Genomic DNA, 15,027 nt, shown 5'->3' on the forward strand with positions numbered 1-15,027 from the left:
CCCGGAGTGTTTCCATGACGTCCTCCACGACAAACAACACCGCAACCGACGACATCCAGTCGTACCTGGACCGCGGCCTGCGCAACTACTGGTATCCCGTCGCGCCGAGCTGGCAGGTCAGCAACGCGCCGGTCGGCATCACGCGGCTTGGCGACCAGATCGTGCTGTGGCGCGATCAGGAAGGCCACGTCCACGCACTCGAAGACCGCTGCCCGCACCGCGGCGCGCGTCTGTCGCTCGGCTGGAATCTCGGCGGCAGCGTCGCGTGCTGGTATCACGGCATCGAGATCGACGGCGGCGGCACGGTGACGAAAGTGCCGGCCGTGTCGGCCTGTCCGCTCGAAGGAACGAAGTGTGTGAAGTCGTATCCCGTCGAAGAACATGCGGGCGCGATCTTCCTGTGGTTCGGCGACGATGCGCACCAGCAACCGGCGCCGCTCGTGCTGCCGGACGAACTGGTCGGCGACGAATACGCGAGCTTCCTGTGCATGTCGAACTGGAAGTGCAACTATCAGTACGCGATCGACAACGTGATGGACCCGATGCACGGTGCGTATCTGCACGCGACGTCGCACTCGATGGCCGAAGGCGACAAGCAGGCCGACATGCGCGTGCGCAAGACCGAAACCGGCCTGATGTTCGAAAAGGTCGGCCAGCGCGACGTGAACTTCGACTGGGTCGAACTCGGCGAGACCGGCTGCCTGTGGATGCGCCTCGCGATTCCGTACAGGAAGAAGTTCGGCCCCGGCGGCAACTTCGGGATCATCGGCTTCGCTGTGCCCGTCGACGCGGACAACTGCCAGGTTTACTTCTGGCGCACCCGCAAGGTGTCGGGCTGGCAGCGCGACGCGTGGCGCTTCATGTATCGCAACCGCCTTGAAGGCCTGCACTGGGCCGTGCTCGAACAGGACCGCTATGTGCTCGAAAGCATGGCGCCGCACGCACGCGACCACGAATTCCTCTATCAGCACGACGTCGGCATGACGCGTGTGCGCCGGATGTTGCGCCAGCGCGCCCAGCAGCATTTCGCCGACCTCGACGCGCATCGGGCACACGCCGCGAGCGCCGCGGCGGAAGTCAGCCACGCGGGCCACAGCCATGCATGACGCCGCCACCCTGACCGGCCGGCGCGTGCTCGTCACGGGCGGCGCGCGCGGACTCGGCGCGGCGTTCGTCGGCGCGCTGGCGCAGGCAGGCGCGAGCGTCGTGTTCGGCGACCTGCTGCACGACGAAGGCCAGGCGCTCGCCGCCTCGCTGGGCAAAGAGGGGCACGCGGTGTCGTACCTGCCACTCGACCTCGCGCAGCCGGACAGCATCGCGCGCTTCGTCGCCGACGCCGCGAAGCGGCTTGGCGGCATCGACGGCCTCATCAACAACGCGGCGATCACGAATTCCGGCGGCAAGCTCGCCACCGAACTGATCACGGAAACGTGGGACGCGGTGATGAACGTGAACGTGCGCGGCACGTGGCTCGCGTGTACGGCGGCGCTGCCGCATCTGCGCAGCTCGGGCCGTGGCGCGATCGTCAACATCGCGTCGGATACCGCGCTGTGGGGCGCGCCGAAGCTGCTTGCGTACGTGGCGAGCAAGGGCGCGGTGATCTCGATGACGCATTCGCTCGCGCGTGAATTCGGCGTGGACGGCATCACCGTCAACGCCATCGCGCCGGGCCTCACTGAAGTCGAAGCGACGGCGTATGTACCCGCCGCGCGTCACGCGTATTACCGCGAGGGACGCGCGTTGACCCGCGCGCAGGTTCCCGAAGATGTGACAGGCCCGGTCCTGTTTTTGTTGTCCGACGCCGCGCGCTTCGTGACCGGACAGTTGCTGCCGGTCAACGGCGGCTTCGTGATGAATTGACCATGTCGAACAGAAAGGAGAAATCGATGGCTGATGCAGATATCGAACGCAAGTCGTGGGATCAACCCGCGGAGGCGAGCTTCGCGCAGTGGATGGAAAGCCGCGTCGCGCGGCTCGAGACGCGCCGCTATGACTGGGACGCGCTGAAGTTCCAGGCCGACTACGATCCGAAGTATCGCCGCGCGCAGATGCGCTACGTCGGCACGGGCGGCACGGGCGTCGCGAAAGACGTCAACACGGTGCCGGCCGGCAGCTTCACGTTTTCGACAATGGTGATTCCGGCCGGCAACATCGGTCCGAGCCACATCCATATGGACGTCGAGGAAATCTTCTTCGTGCTGCGAGGAAAGATGAAAGTGATCTGCGAGAAGGACGGCGAAACGTGGGAATCGGTGATCGGCGAACGCGATCTGATTTCGGTGCCGCCGGGCGTGTATCGCACCGAGGTGAACATCGGCGAGGAAGACGCGCTGATGTGCGTGATGCTCGGCGCGGCAAAACCCATCACGCCGACGTATCCGCCCGATTCGCCGCTCGCGAAGCTCAAGCGCTAAGCCTTTTATCCCCTGTCCGCGATCGAAGTCATGTCACACGCCACCACCGCCACCGCTCACGCTGCCCTGCCGCTCGAAACGCGCGTCGCGCGCTTTCCCGCGAAGCAGGTCGCCGTCGCGCCACAGCATATCGTGAGTTATCGCGAAGCTGACAGTGCGCACAGCGTCGCGTTGCCGCTCGTGCTGCTGCATGGCATCGGTTCAGGCGCGGCTTCATGGGTGCAGCAGTTCGAAGCGCTGGGCGCGACACGCCGCGTGCTCGCGTGGGACGCGCCGGGTTATGGCGAGTCCACGCCGGTTGCGGCGGCGTCGCCGGTCGCGTCGGACTATGCGAGCGTATTGAAGGCATGGCTCGACGCGCTCGGCGTCGCGCGCTGCGTGCTGGTCGGGCATTCGCTCGGCGCCATCGTCGCGGGCGCGTTTGCCGCGGCGAATCCGGCGCGCGTCGCGGGTCTGCTGCTGGTTTCGCCGGCTGGCGGATACGGCGCGGCTGAGCCGGACGTGCGGACGTCGAAGCGCGATGCGCGTCTCGCGATGCTCGCCGGGCTCGGCCCGGCCGGACTCGCCGAAACGCGCAGCGCGAACATGCTCTCCCCGCACGCTGACGAAGCCGCTCGCGACTGGGTGCGCTGGAACATGTCGCGCATCGTGCCGCACGGCTACGCGCAGGCGACGCATCTGCTCGCCAACGCCGATCTTGCCGCCGATCTCACCACGTTCACCGGACGCGTGGCGGTTGCAGTGGGCGCGGAAGACGGCATCACGTTGCCCACCGCGTGCGCGCGCCTCGCGCGGATCGCGCGGGCGTCGTTCCAGACCGTGCCGCGCGCCGGACACGCCGGCTATATCGAAGCGCCCACGGCATACAACACGATCCTCGACACGTTCTGCCGTGCGAGCGATGCATCCGCTGGCAACCGGAGCTTTGAATGACCCCCGACATTTCCGATCCGGGCCGCGCAACAGACGAAGACCGCAGCGACACGAGCTATCGCGTGCCGGGTCTCGAACGCGGCCTGCGGATCCTCGCTGAATTTTCGCCGCGCGAGCCGGTGCTCGGCGCGCCCGAGCTGTCGAAGCGGCTCGGCATTCCACGCACCACGGTGTTTCGTCTGTTGCAGACGCTCGAATCGCTTGGTTTTCTCGAACGCGCCGATCGCGACCGCAACTATCGTCTGGGCGTCGCGGTGCTGCGCCTCGGCTTCGAATATCTGAGCTCGCTCGAACTGACGGACCTCGGCCTGCCGATCATCGAGGCGCTGCGCAACGCAACGGGTCTCACGAGCCACATCGTGATTCGCGACGGGCGCGACGTCGTGTTCGTCGCGAAGGCGCAAAGCCACGCGCCGATTTTCAGCTCGGTGACCGTGAACGTCGGCACGCGTCTGCCGGCGCACGCGACGACGCACGGCCAGGTCCTGATGGGCGACTTCACGCTCGACGATCTGCGCGCGCTGTATCCCGAGCCGCAGCTCGAACGCTATACGCCGCAAACGCCCGACACCGTCGAGGCGCTCTACGAACGCATCCGCGACGATGCGAATCGTGGTTTCGCGATCAGCGAGTCGTCGTTCGAGCGCGGTATTTCCGTGGTGTCCGCGCCGGTGCGCAACGACACCGGCCGCATCGTCGCGGTGATCACGACGACGATCCCGCGTCACGAGATCGACTCGACCCTGCTCGACAGCGGCCTCATCGACAAGGTCCGCCACGCGGCGGACGAACTCTCGCAGCGGCTCAACTACCGGCCGCCGTCACGAAACCAGTACATGAAGGCATTGGGGATCTGATGATTCAAATCGACTTGACCGGTCAGGTCGCGGTCGTGACGGGCGGTTCGTCCGGCATCGGCCTCGCCGCAGCCGAACTCTTTCTGAACGCGGGCGCGTCGGTCGCGATCTGCGGGCGCGACAGCGAACGTCTCGCGCGTGCCGAAGCCGCGTTGCGCGAACGCCATCCGCAGGCGCCACTGCTCGCGGCACGCTGCGACGTGCTGAACGCCGCCGACGTCGACGCGTTCGCGCAGCAGGTGCAAACACGGTTTGGCCGCGCGGACATGCTGGTGAACAACGCGGGCCAGGGCCGCGTGTCGACCTTCGCCGACACCACCGACGAAGCGTGGCGCGAGGAACTCGACCTGAAGTACTTCAGCATCATCCGCCCGACGCGCGCGTTCCTGCCGATGCTGCGCGATGCGGCAGGTTCGGCCGGTTCAGGCAACGCGTCGATCGTCTGCGTGAATTCGCTGCTCGCGTTGCAGCCGGAGCCGCACATGGTCGCGACCTCGTCGGCGCGGGCCGGCGTGCAGAACCTGATCAGGTCGCTCGCCGTTGAACTCGCGCCGCAGCGCATCCGCGTGAACTCGATCCTGATCGGCATCGTCGAGTCCGGGCAATGGCGGCGCCGTTTCGAAACACAGGCGCAGCCGGGCCAAAGCTGGGAAGACTGGACCGGCGAACTCGCGCGCAAGAAAAACATTCCGCTTGGCCGCTTCGGTCGTCCCGAGGAAGCGGCGCAGGCACTCTTTTATCTGGCCACGAATCTGTCGTCCTACACGACCGGCAGTCATATCGATGTTTCTGGAGGCAATGCACGACATGTCTAACACCACCACCGTCGGCGAGCTGATTGCCGCCTTTCTCGAACAATGCGGCGTGCGTACGGCGTTCGGCGTGATTTCGATTCACAACATGCCGATCCTCGACGCGATCGGCCGGCGCGGCAACATCCGCTACGTCGGCGCACGCGGCGAAGCGGGCTCGGTGAACATGGCCGATGGCCTCGCCCGCGTGTCGGGCGGCCTCGGCGTCGCGTTCACCAGCACCGGGACGGCAGCGGGCAACGCCGCCGGCGCCATGGTCGAAGCATTGACCGCCGGCACCGCGCTCCTGCACATCACGGGCCAGATCGAAACCGAATACCTCGATCAGGATCTCGCGTACATCCACGAAGCGCCGGACCAGCTGGCCATGCTGTCGTCGATCTCGAAGGCGGCGTTCCGCGTGCGCTCGGTCGACACCGCGCTGCCGACCATCCGCGAAGCGGTGCGCGTCGCGCAGACGGCGCCGAGCGGCCCGGTCAGCGTCGAAATTCCGATCGACATCCAGGCGGCCGAAATCGAATGGCCGGCGGATATGGCCGGCCCGCACATCACGACGCTCACGCACGACGCAGCACGCGTCGAGAAGCTCGCCGAAGCACTCGTGAGCGCAAGGCGCCCGCTGCTGTGGCTCGGCGGTGGCACGCGTCACGCGCGCGCCGCCGTCGAGCGTCTCGTCGCGCTCGGCTTTGGCGTGGTGACGAGCGTGCAGGGTCGCGGCGTGCTGCCGGAAGATCATCCGGCGACGCTCGGTGCGTACAACGTGCATCCCGCCGTCGAAAGTTTCTACAAGACGTGTGACGCGCTGGTGGTGGTCGGTTCGCGCCTGCGCGGCAACGAGACGCTGAAGTACAAGCTGGCGTTGCCGCAGCCGCTGTATCGCATCGACGCCGACGCGCTGGCCGACAACCGCGGCTATCGCAACGATCTCTTTATCCACGGCGACGCCGCCGCCGTACTCGACGCGCTCGCCACGCGCCTCGAAGGCAGGCTGAAGGTGGACGCCACGTTCGCCGTCGATCTGGCCGCCGCACGCGAGACCGCCGTCGCGGAAACGGCGAAGGGTCTCGGGCCGTACCGCAAGCTCGTCGAATCGCTGCAACGTTTCGTGGGCCGCGACTACAACTGGGTCCGCGACGTGACGATCTCGAACAGCACATGGGGCAACCGCATGCTGAAGATCTTCACGCCGCGCGCGGGCGTCCATGCGCTGGGTGGCGGCATCGGCCAGGGCATGCAGATGGCGATCGGCGCGGCGCTGGCCGGATCGGCGTCGAAGACGGTGTGTCTCGTCGGCGACGGCGGCCTGATGGTCAACGTCGGCGAACTCGCGACGGCCGTGCAGGAAAACGCCAACGTGATGATCGTGCTGATGAACGACCAGTGCTATGGCGTGATCCGCAACATCCAGGACGCGCAGTACGGCGGCCGCCGCTACTACGTCGATCTGCACCAGCCGGATTTCTCGCAGTTCTGCGCGAGCCTCGGCCTCACGCACTACCGCCTGTCGTCGCTGGATCAGGCCGACGACATCATCCGCGAAGGTCTCGCGAAGGTCGGCCCCGTGCTCGTCGAAGTGGACATGCAGGCAGTCGGCAGCTTCGCGACCGCGTTTGCCGGGCCGCCCGTCAAGAAAGAGGAGCCGCAACATGCGTGACGGATTCCATGCACCCATCGACGTCGCGATGATCGGCTTCGGCGCGATCGGGCAGACGGTGTATCGCGCGGTCGCCGCCGATCCGCTGGTTCACGTCTCCCACGTGATCGTGCCGGAGCGTTACGCGGCGTCGGTGCGCGAGGCGGTGGGCGCGTCGGTCGATGTCGTTTCGTCGGTCGAAGCGTTGTCGAGCCGCCCGCAGTTCGCGCTCGAATGCGCCGGTCACGAAGCGCTCGTCGATCACGTCGTGCCGCTGCTGAAGGCCGGCACTGACTGCGCGGTCGCATCGATCGGCGCGCTATCGGACGTCATGCTGCTCGAACTGCTGTCGGCCGCGGCCGATCAGGGCGACGCGACGATGACGCTGCTGTCGGGCGCGATCGGCGGCATCGACGCGCTGGCGGCGGCGAAGCTCGGCGGCCTCGACGAGGTGCTGTACACGGGCCGCAAGCCGCCGGTCGGCTGGCGCGGCACGCCCGCCGAGGAACTGTGCGACCTGGATTCGCTTGGCGAGGAACGCGTGATCTTCGAAGGCAGCGCGCGCGAAGCGGCACGGCTCTATCCGAAGAACGCGAACGTCGCGGCGACGATCGCGCTCGCGGGCCTCGGCCTCGACCAGACCACCGTGCGCCTGATCGCCGATCCGGCGGTGACGCGCAACGTGCATCGCATCGTCGCGCGCGGCGCGTTCGGCGAGATGTCGCTGGAAATGTGCGGCAAGCCGTTGCCCGACAACCCCAAGACTTCGGCGCTCACCGCCTATAGCGCGATCCGCGCACTGCGCAACCGTGCCGCGCGTTGCGTGATCTGAGCACTTGAGCTTCTGCAAAGACGGACTTCTGACATGACTCCTTTCGACACCCGCCTCGTTCCTTCTGGCGACATCTTCATCGGCGGCGAATGGCGGCGCGGCCGTGCGGCGACCTTCGCGAGCATCTACCCGGCGGACCAGTCGGTGAACATGGAAATCTCCACGGCCAGCGCGGAAGACGCGAAGGAAGCCGTCGAAGCCGCCGACGTCGCGTGGCGCAAGCCGGACTGGTCCGGGCTCAAGCCGCATCAGCGCGCGCTGGTGCTGTACCGCATCGCCGATCTGATCACGCAGCGCCACGAAGCGCTCGCGCAGCTGCAACGCCGCGACAACGGCAAGCCGATCGCCGAAACGCGCGTGCTGGTGGCGAGCGCGGCGAACACGTTCCGTTATTTCGCGGCGTGCCTCGAAACGCTCGACGACGAACTCACGCCGCCGCGCGGCGACTACATGACGATGAGCGTGCATGAGCCGATCGGCGTCATCGCGGCGATCACGCCGTGGAATTCGCCGATCGCGTCCGACGCGCAGAAGCTCGCCCCTGCCCTCGCCGCGGGCAACGCAGTCGTGCTGAAGCCGGCTGAAATAACACCGCTGGTGTCGCTGGCGCTCGCGCGCATCTGCGAGGAAGCCGGCGTGCCCAGGGGCGTGCTGAGCGTGCTGCCGGGCAAGGGCTCGGTGATCGGCGACGTGCTGGTGCGCCATCCGCTCGTCAGGAAGGTGTCGTTCACCGGTGGCACGGACGTGGGCCGCGGCATCGCGCGCATCGCGGCGGACAAGCTGATGCCGGTTTCGCTCGAACTGGGCGGCAAGTCGCCGACCATCGTCTTCGACGACGCCGACCTCGACCATGCGGTAAACGGCGTGCTGTACGGCATTTTTAGTTCATCGGGCGAGGCATGCATCGCGGGCTCGCGACTCTTCGTGCAGCGTCCGGTGTACGCCGAATTCATGAAGCGGCTCACGGAAGGCGCGCGCAAATTGCGCGTCGGCGATCCGTCGAGCACGGAGACGCAGATGGGACCGCTCATCAGCGCGAAGCATCGGGAATCGGTGGAACGCTATGTCGCGCTCGGCCTGGAAGAAGGCGGCCGCCTGCTGTGCGGCGGCGGACGTCCGGTGGGCGACGGACGCGAAAACGGCTTCTTCTATCAGCCGACGATTCTCGAAGGCCTGCCGAACAGCGCGCGGATCTGCCAGGAAGAGATTTTCGGACCGGTGCTCGTCGCGATGCCGTTCGACGACGAAGCATCGTTGATCAGCGAAGCGAACGACAGCGTGTTCGGCCTTGCCGCCGGCATCTGGACGCGCGACTACAAGCGCGCGTGGCGCGTGGCGCGCGCGCTCGAAGCGGGCACCGTATGGATCAATACGTACAAGCTGTTTTCGATTTCGACGCCGTTCAGCGGCTGGAAGGACAGCGGCATGGGCCGCGAGAAAGGCCGGCTCGGCATCCGCGAATACATGCAGCAAAAGAGCCTGTACTGGGGCTTGAACGACGCTCCGCTGCCGTGGGCAAACTGATCGCGGCACACTGAAGAGGTAAGCAATGAGCATTCTCGGCATCGAACAGATTACTTACGGCGTGACGGATCTCGCCACCTGCCGGCGGTTTTTCGCCGACTGGGGCCTGAAGGAAACCGCGCACGACGAAACCCGCGCGCGTTTCGAAACGCTGAATGGCTGCACGATTCTCGCCGTCGACGCGAACGATCCGTCGCTGCCCGCCGCGTTCGAGGAAGGCCCGACGCTGCGTGAAGTGACGTGGGGCGTGGCAACGCGCGCCGAACTCGACGCACTGCGCGGCCGCTTCGCGGGCCAGCCGGGGCACTTCGAAACGGACGACGCCGTCGGCTGTTTCGATCCGGCCGGCATGGCGATCCGCGTCGAAGTCACGCGCAAACGCGCGATCGACGTGCATGGTTCGCCGTCGAACGTGTGGGGCCAGACGCTGCGCGTCGATCAGCCGTCGCCGGTGTACGAACGCGCGGAGCCGGTCGAAGTCGGGCACGTCGTGTTCTTCACGAACTGCCTCGCCGAGCAGGAGAAGTTCTACCAGACACTGCTCGGCTTCGAGATGTCGGACCGTTATCCGGAGCGTGGCGCGTTCATGCGCTGCGCGCCGCACGGCGGCCACCACGACATCTTCCTGCTCGCGCTGCCTAACGGAAAACGCGGCCTGAACCACGTCGCGTTCACCGTGCGCGACATCCACGAAGTGTTCGGCGGCGGCATGCACATCAGCCGCTGCGGCTGGGAGACGCAACTCGGGCCAGGACGTCATCCGGTGTCGTCCGCGTACTTCTGGTACTTCAGGAATCCGGCCGGCGGCCTGATCGAGTACTACGCCGACGAAGACATGCTGACGCCCGAATGGCAGCCGCGCGACTTCGAACCCGGTCCGACCGTGTTCGCCGAATGGGCCATCGACGGCGGCATCGACGGCAACACGCGCCGCCAGAAAAACGCGGACGCGCCGCAAGGCAAGTTCATGACGGAGCAGAAAAAATGACCCTCGATGCCACACAGGAAACCGGCGACGCACCGCAAACGATCGTCGTGATCGGCGGCGGCCAGGCCGCTGGATGGATCGTGAAGACGTTGCGCAAGGAAGGCTTCGAAGGCCGCCTCGTGATGATCGCCGACGAGATTCATCTGCCGTACGAGCGCCCGCCGCTGTCGAAAGCCGTGCTGGCCGGCGAAGCCGACATCGACACCGTGCGCATCGTGAAGCCCGACGATTTTGCCGCGCTGAACGTCGAGACGTGGCAGCCGGATTGCGCGACGTCGATCGATCGCGAAGCACGCGTGGTGCGTACCCGCTCGGGCCGCGAGATCACGTATGACCGGCTCGTGATCGCGACCGGCGGCGCCGCGCGCCGTCTGCCCGATGCGCTCGTCAAGACCTCGCACATCACGTATCTGCGTACGCTCGACGAAGCGGTCGCGCTCGGCGAACGGTTGCGCCGGAGCCAGCGCGTGCTGGTGATCGGCGGCGGCTGGATCGGACTCGAAGTGGCCGCGACCGCGCGCAAGCTCGGCGTCGAGGCCGCCGTGGTGGAAGGCGCGCCGCGTCTGTGCGTCCGTTCGCTGCCGCCCGCCGTGTCGGATTTCCTGCTTGAGCTGCATCGCGCGAACGGCGTCGACGTGCGGCTCAGCGCGGCTCTCGTTTCGCTCGACGATCACCCCGACGACGCGAACCGCGTGCGCGCCACGCTCGCCGACGGCACGACGCTCGACGCGGATTTCGCCGTCGCCGGCATCGGTCTCGCGCCGCACACGGCGATTGCCGAAGCGGCGGGACTGCCGGTTGCCGACGGCATCGTCGTCGATGAATTTGGCGCCACCGCCGACCCGCGCATCTTCGCGTGCGGCGACGTCGCCAATCATCCGAACGCGTGGCTCAAGCGCCGCGTGCGGCTCGAATCGTGGGCGAATGCGCAGAACCAGGCGATCGCCGCCGCGAAAGCGGTGCTTGGCACGAAGGAAGCCTATGCCGATATCCCGTGGTTCTGGTCGGATCAATACGACGTGAACCTGCAGATTCTCGGCGACATCCCCCCGGATGCGGAACTCGCCGTGCGCGGCAACGTGCAGCAGAAAAGCGCGACGCTGTTCTATCTGCAGGACGGCAACCTGCGCGGCGCGATTGCAATCAACACGCCGCGCGATCTGAAGATCGCGCGGAAATGGATGAACCAGGGGCGCGCGGTCGATCTCGCGACGCTGACCGACGCCGGCAAGGCGCTTGCGTAATTCCAGTCATGGACAGGACACCAGGCATGAGAACCATCGACAACACCATTGAATATCGAGGCGGCGCCGGTGTCTCCGGTCCCGTCACCCGCGGCTCGATCATCGCGCGGCTCGAGCGGCTGCCGGGCAACGCGATGCAGGTTCGCGCGCGTATCCTGATCGGCCTCGCCACGTTTTTCGACGGCTTCGACGTCATCGCGATCGCCGCGACGCTGCCGATCCTGATCCAGAAATGGCATTTGACGCCGTGGGAAATCGGCTTCCTGATCGCATCGGGTTCCGTCGGCCAGCTGTTCGGCGCGTTCCTGTTCCCATGGCTCGCCGAGCGGAATGGACGCGTTCGCGCGATCGCGTGGAGTTCGGGGATCATCGGCGTGACGAGTATCGCGTGCGGTTTTGCGCCGACGTTCGCCGTGTTCGTCGCGTTGCGCGTGATTCAGGGCTTTGGGCTTGGCGGCGAACTGCCGGTCGCCGCGACCTACATCAACGAAATCAGCCGGGCCCACGGCCGTGGCCGCTTCGTCCTGCTGTACGAAATCGTGTTTCCGATCGGGCTGCTCGCGTCAAACGCACTGGGCGCGTGGATCGTGCCGCGTTTCGGCTGGGAAGCCATGTATTTCGTCGGCGGCATGCCGCTGATCCTGTTCTTCGTGCTGCGCAGGCTCGTGCCGGAATCGCCGCGCTGGCTCGCCGAACGCGAACGGATGGCCGAAGCCGATACCGCCGTGCGCGCATTCGAACGCGCGACGAAGGGGCCGCTCGCGCCGGTGACACACGCCGCCGAATTCGACGCGCTCGCCAGTCGCCATCCGAAGCGCCGCATGAAGGATCTGTTTGGCCCGGCGTATCTGAAGCGCACGATGGCGGTCGCGATGCTGTGGATCACGTGCGGCTTCATTCAATATGGCCTGTCCACCTGGCTGCCCACGATCTATCGCAATGTCTATCACGCGCCGTTGCAGCTCGCGTTGAATCTCGCGGTGGCGGCGTCGGTGCTCGGCGTGCTCGGCTCGTTGACCTGCGCGCTGCTGGTCGACAAGGTGGGACGCAAGCCGATTATCAACGTGTCGTTCCTGCTGTGTGCGCTTTCGCTGGCGCTGGCAGGCGTGTTCCATGCTTCGTCGGTGTATGTGGTCGCGACGTTCTGCGCGCTGGCGCTGGGCTTTCTGGCTTGCGGCTTTATCACCGCTTATGTCTATACGCCTGAACTGTATCCGACCAGCATCCGCGCGTTTGGCTGCGGCGTGGGCGGTGCATGGCTGAAGATCGCGGCGATTTTCGCGCCGGCCATCGTGTCGAAGACGATGATCGGCGGCGACCTCGATGTTGCGTTTTATATTCTCGCTGCCGTGCCCTTCCTTGCGGCGATCGCCGTGCATTTTCTCGGGATCGAGACCAAGGGGAAAGTGCTGGAGCAGCTGGAAGCCTGACCTTGAGCGGCGGCGTTGTCGACGTGACAGCGCCGCGCGCGAACTTCAGGTGGGCTCCCGATCAGAACCCCGGCGGCGGATTCTCCGGAATCTGGTTGCGCAGGCTCAGGTTGATCGCATTCCAGCCACGTATCGCGGCGATGGTGTACGACAGTTCCGCGATCTGGGTCTCGTTGAAATGCTCGCGCAACTCGCGATACGCGTCGTCCGTGGTGTCCTGATGAGGCAGCGCGTTGACCGCTTCGGCCCAACCCAGCGCCGCGCGCTCACGCGCATCGAAGAACGGCGCCTCGCGCCAGCCGGCAATCGCGTTGAGGTGGCGCGGATCGGCGCCCTGCTTGATCAGATCTCGCCAGTGCATGTCGATGCAGACGCCGCAGCCGTTGACCTGCGAGACCCGCAGGTTGACCATTTCCACGATCCTCGGGCCAAGCGAGCTCTGCCTGGTGGAGCCCGAAAGATTGATCATCGCCTTAAGGTTAGCCGGGGCAAGTTGAAAAAAGTTGATGCGTGCTGTCGTCATGAGATTCGTCCTCTGATTGTGCTTGCGCCCTTCGCGCGTCGCATATCCACCAGACGTTTGGAGCGGTCCGTTTGTGACGGGTGCGAGTGTTTTTTGAGTATCTGTATCTGTTCGGACCCGAGGCCAGGACACGCTTACACGACCTGGGTCCATCCATGATGAAGACATCAGGCGGACCATGAGCTTCACAGAACAGTGACCGACAGCCGGTCAATGGGCTCTGGACGCAGCGCGCTGCCTGAACAGGACAATGCTGCCGACGATAAACGCCAGCAACGCCGCGGAAGCGGAATAGCGGCTCAAAGCGAGGCCGCCGGCGGTCACCGGTTTATCGAGAAAATCGCCGACGACGGCCCCCAGCGGCCGGGTCAGAACAAATGCGATCCAGAAGAGCATCGTGCGTGACACCCGGGTCCAGAAACAGGCGGCGACGACAACGGCGAGCAGCGCGGCGAAAACGAGCGCACCACCGGTGTAGCCAAGACCTGCCGTATCGGCCGTCCAGTCTCCCAGTGCGGTGCCGAGCGTCTGGGAAAACATGATGGTGATCCAGTAAAACAACTCGGCTTTGGGCGATCCGATCGACGAAACGGAGATAGAGCCCGTCGCGCGATACCAGACAATCAGCGACACACACAGGAGTGCCAGAAGACATGACGCCCCTCCTGCATAACCGATGCCGAGAGACCGGTCAGCGAAGTCAGCCAGGGTGGTGCCGACCGTGGTACTCGCGATAATCGTTGCCCAGTACAGAGGAGGCTGGAAAGATCTGGACCGGATCTGCGCAGTGACCGCCGCCAGAAAGACGGCTGCAAAGATAAGCGTTCCAACGAGATAGCCGAGATTCATCGACATCGACACGGCATCCCCGCCGGTTTCGCCGAGTGTGGTCGCCGCGATCTTCAATATCCAGAACAGCAGCGTAACTTCTGGAACCTTGACGAGAGCGTTGTCCATGCTGCGATCTGGCAAGCGATGTATGAGCGAATCAGACACGGTCTTCTCCGACTGGTTGTCTGTTAATGGACAGGCAGGCGATCAGGCACACGATGGTCGACAGAAAAACAATGCTCGTCATCGTCGTGCCGAGGCCCAGGCCGCCGCTGGTTGCCGGCTGTGCCAGCAGATCGCCGCATGCCGCGCCGAACGGTCGCGTCAGGATGTATGCCAGCCAGAAGCAAAGCGTGGCATTTGCCTTTAACACGTAGCGCGCCAGGGCGACGGCGACAATCATGGCGCCAAAGAGCAGCGCCGCATTGACGTAGCCCGTACCCAGACCTTCCGCGACCCAGTCGCCGGCAGCTGTGCCTAGCGCAAACGTCAGCAGGATTGCGGTCCAATAGAAATATTCGCGCCCACGGGTATCGATTCTCTGAATGGAGAGCGTCCGTTCTTTCGCGTACCAGATCGCGAAGACGATCACGAGTGCAGTGCCGAAGACCGCAGTCGACACGGCGAGCGGGACCCCGAGGTTGTCGGAGAGATTGTCGGTGACCAGTGTGCCGAACACGCTGACGCAGACGACGCAGAGCCAGTAAAAGGCTGGCACATATCGTTTCGCCCTCATCTGGAACAGCAGGCTACCCGCGAGCAGGCACCCCATGATGATCGAAGTTCCTGCCAGGCCAAGCTTCAGGTTGATGTTCAGATAATCCGCGGCCGTTTCACCGACCGTAGTGGACATCATTTTGATTATCCAGAAGACGAGTGTGATCTCCGGGACCTTGTTTAGCCATTTGACAGGCGGGGGCGAGCTTGGATTCATGGACGTTCCGTATTGGAGAAGTTCAGGCGGGCGCCGCTAGCACCTTCCCGCACCAGTTGCGCTGCGAATGAT

At 65.4% G+C, this 15,027-nt stretch carries 15 protein-coding genes; 12 read left to right on the top strand and 3 right to left on the bottom strand.

Annotated features, from left to right (window positions below; genetic code table 11):
* Positions 1–14 precede the first annotated feature (14 nt).
* Genes BLV45_RS22050 through BLV45_RS22105 form a run of 12 tightly spaced genes read left to right on the top strand, consistent with a single transcriptional unit; the run spans position 15 to position 12,667 of the window.
* Complete coding sequence (locus BLV45_RS22050; RefSeq protein WP_090536512.1) at positions 15–1,106, top strand: aromatic ring-hydroxylating oxygenase subunit alpha; 1,092 nt, start codon at positions 15–17, stop codon at positions 1,104–1,106.
* Positions 1,099–1,860 carry an SDR family oxidoreductase gene (locus BLV45_RS22055; protein ID WP_090536514.1) on the top strand — a complete coding sequence of 254 codons (762 nt, stop codon included), beginning with the start codon at positions 1,099–1,101 and terminating at the stop codon, positions 1,858–1,860. The genes BLV45_RS22050 and BLV45_RS22055 overlap by 8 nt, the downstream gene beginning before the upstream one ends.
* 26 nt (positions 1,861–1,886) lie before the next feature.
* Positions 1,887–2,414 carry a cupin domain-containing protein gene (locus BLV45_RS22060; protein ID WP_090536806.1) on the top strand — a complete coding sequence of 176 codons (528 nt, stop codon included), beginning with the start codon at positions 1,887–1,889 and terminating at the stop codon, positions 2,412–2,414.
* A 30-nt stretch (positions 2,415–2,444) separates the two neighbouring features.
* The gene (locus BLV45_RS22065) at positions 2,445–3,347 is read left to right on the top strand and encodes an alpha/beta fold hydrolase (protein ID WP_090536516.1); all 903 of its coding nucleotides are present in this window, start codon (positions 2,445–2,447) and stop codon (positions 3,345–3,347) included.
* Positions 3,344–4,204, top strand: a complete 861-nt coding sequence (locus BLV45_RS22070) for an IclR family transcriptional regulator (protein WP_090536519.1) — start codon at positions 3,344–3,346, stop codon at positions 4,202–4,204. The genes BLV45_RS22065 and BLV45_RS22070 overlap by 4 nt, the downstream gene beginning before the upstream one ends.
* Positions 4,204–5,019, top strand: a complete 816-nt coding sequence (locus tag BLV45_RS22075) for an SDR family oxidoreductase (RefSeq protein WP_090536521.1) — start codon at positions 4,204–4,206, stop codon at positions 5,017–5,019. The genes BLV45_RS22070 and BLV45_RS22075 overlap by 1 nt, the downstream gene beginning before the upstream one ends.
* On the top strand, positions 5,012–6,670 hold the full coding sequence (locus BLV45_RS22080) for a thiamine pyrophosphate-binding protein (RefSeq protein ID WP_090536809.1): 1,659 nt from the start codon (positions 5,012–5,014) through the stop codon (positions 6,668–6,670). The genes BLV45_RS22075 and BLV45_RS22080 overlap by 8 nt, the downstream gene beginning before the upstream one ends.
* Entirely contained in the window at positions 6,663–7,481 is an 819-nt protein-coding gene (locus tag BLV45_RS22085; protein WP_090536523.1) for an aspartate dehydrogenase, read from the top strand. Before BLV45_RS22080 ends, BLV45_RS22085 begins: the two co-directional genes overlap by 8 nt.
* 33 nt (positions 7,482–7,514) lie before the next feature.
* Positions 7,515–9,005, top strand: coding sequence for an aldehyde dehydrogenase (locus BLV45_RS22090; protein WP_090536525.1), 1,491 nt, complete (start codon positions 7,515–7,517; stop codon positions 9,003–9,005).
* Positions 9,006–9,030: 25 nt separating this feature from the next.
* A complete protein-coding gene (locus BLV45_RS22095; protein WP_090536527.1) occupies positions 9,031–9,993 on the top strand; it encodes a VOC family protein in 963 nt (320 codons plus the stop codon).
* On the top strand, positions 9,990–11,237 hold the full coding sequence (locus BLV45_RS22100; protein WP_090536529.1) for an NAD(P)/FAD-dependent oxidoreductase: 1,248 nt from the start codon (positions 9,990–9,992) through the stop codon (positions 11,235–11,237). The genes BLV45_RS22095 and BLV45_RS22100 overlap by 4 nt, the downstream gene beginning before the upstream one ends.
* Positions 11,238–11,263: 26 nt before the next feature.
* Positions 11,264–12,667 (top strand): MFS transporter, encoded by a 1,404-nt coding sequence (locus BLV45_RS22105; RefSeq protein WP_090536531.1) that lies wholly within the window; start codon positions 11,264–11,266, stop codon positions 12,665–12,667.
* Positions 12,668–12,728: 61 nt separating this feature from the next.
* Here the strand turns inward: BLV45_RS22105 and BLV45_RS22110 are convergent, their stop codons facing one another.
* The 3 genes from BLV45_RS22110 to BLV45_RS22120 all read right to left on the bottom strand — a co-directional run bounded on the left by BLV45_RS22110 (position 12,729) and on the right by BLV45_RS22120 (position 14,955).
* Positions 12,729–13,190, bottom strand: a complete 462-nt coding sequence (locus BLV45_RS22110; protein ID WP_090536534.1) for a carboxymuconolactone decarboxylase family protein — start codon at positions 13,188–13,190, stop codon at positions 12,729–12,731.
* 210 nt (positions 13,191–13,400) lie between these two features.
* On the bottom strand, positions 13,401–14,147 hold the full coding sequence (locus BLV45_RS22115) for a COG4705 family protein (protein WP_090536535.1): 747 nt from the start codon (positions 14,145–14,147) through the stop codon (positions 13,401–13,403).
* A gap of 31 nt (positions 14,148–14,178) precedes the next feature.
* Positions 14,179–14,955 carry a COG4705 family protein gene (locus tag BLV45_RS22120; RefSeq protein WP_090536537.1) on the bottom strand — a complete coding sequence of 259 codons (777 nt, stop codon included), beginning with the start codon at positions 14,953–14,955 and terminating at the stop codon, positions 14,179–14,181.
* Between the last annotated feature and the right edge of the window lie 72 nt (positions 14,956–15,027).

This window comes from Paraburkholderia sartisoli (assembly GCF_900107685.1).
In the GTDB taxonomy this organism is placed as follows: domain Bacteria; phylum Pseudomonadota; class Gammaproteobacteria; order Burkholderiales; family Burkholderiaceae; genus Paraburkholderia; species Paraburkholderia sartisoli.

Coding starts and splice junctions, on each gene's coding strand:
- BLV45_RS22075 (WP_090536521.1), top strand. CDS start 4,204: ATGATTCAAATCGACTTGACCGGTCAGGTCGCGGTCGTGACGGGCGGT.
- BLV45_RS22055 (WP_090536514.1), top strand. CDS start 1,099: ATGCATGACGCCGCCACCCTGACCGGCCGGCGCGTGCTCGTCACGGGC.
- BLV45_RS22100 (WP_090536529.1), top strand. CDS start 9,990: ATGACCCTCGATGCCACACAGGAAACCGGCGACGCACCGCAAACGATC.
- BLV45_RS22095 (WP_090536527.1), top strand. CDS start 9,031: ATGAGCATTCTCGGCATCGAACAGATTACTTACGGCGTGACGGATCTC.
- BLV45_RS22110 (WP_090536534.1), bottom strand. CDS start 13,190: ATGACGACAGCACGCATCAACTTTTTTCAACTTGCCCCGGCTAACCTT.
- BLV45_RS22120 (WP_090536537.1), bottom strand. CDS start 14,955: ATGAATCCAAGCTCGCCCCCGCCTGTCAAATGGCTAAACAAGGTCCCG.
- BLV45_RS22105 (WP_090536531.1), top strand. CDS start 11,264: ATGAGAACCATCGACAACACCATTGAATATCGAGGCGGCGCCGGTGTC.
- BLV45_RS22050 (WP_090536512.1), top strand. CDS start 15: ATGACGTCCTCCACGACAAACAACACCGCAACCGACGACATCCAGTCG.
- BLV45_RS22060 (WP_090536806.1), top strand. CDS start 1,887: ATGGCTGATGCAGATATCGAACGCAAGTCGTGGGATCAACCCGCGGAG.
- BLV45_RS22070 (WP_090536519.1), top strand. CDS start 3,344: ATGACCCCCGACATTTCCGATCCGGGCCGCGCAACAGACGAAGACCGC.
- BLV45_RS22115 (WP_090536535.1), bottom strand. CDS start 14,147: ATGGACAACGCTCTCGTCAAGGTTCCAGAAGTTACGCTGCTGTTCTGG.
- BLV45_RS22065 (WP_090536516.1), top strand. CDS start 2,445: ATGTCACACGCCACCACCGCCACCGCTCACGCTGCCCTGCCGCTCGAA.
- BLV45_RS22080 (WP_090536809.1), top strand. CDS start 5,012: ATGTCTAACACCACCACCGTCGGCGAGCTGATTGCCGCCTTTCTCGAA.
- BLV45_RS22090 (WP_090536525.1), top strand. CDS start 7,515: ATGACTCCTTTCGACACCCGCCTCGTTCCTTCTGGCGACATCTTCATC.
- BLV45_RS22085 (WP_090536523.1), top strand. CDS start 6,663: ATGCGTGACGGATTCCATGCACCCATCGACGTCGCGATGATCGGCTTC.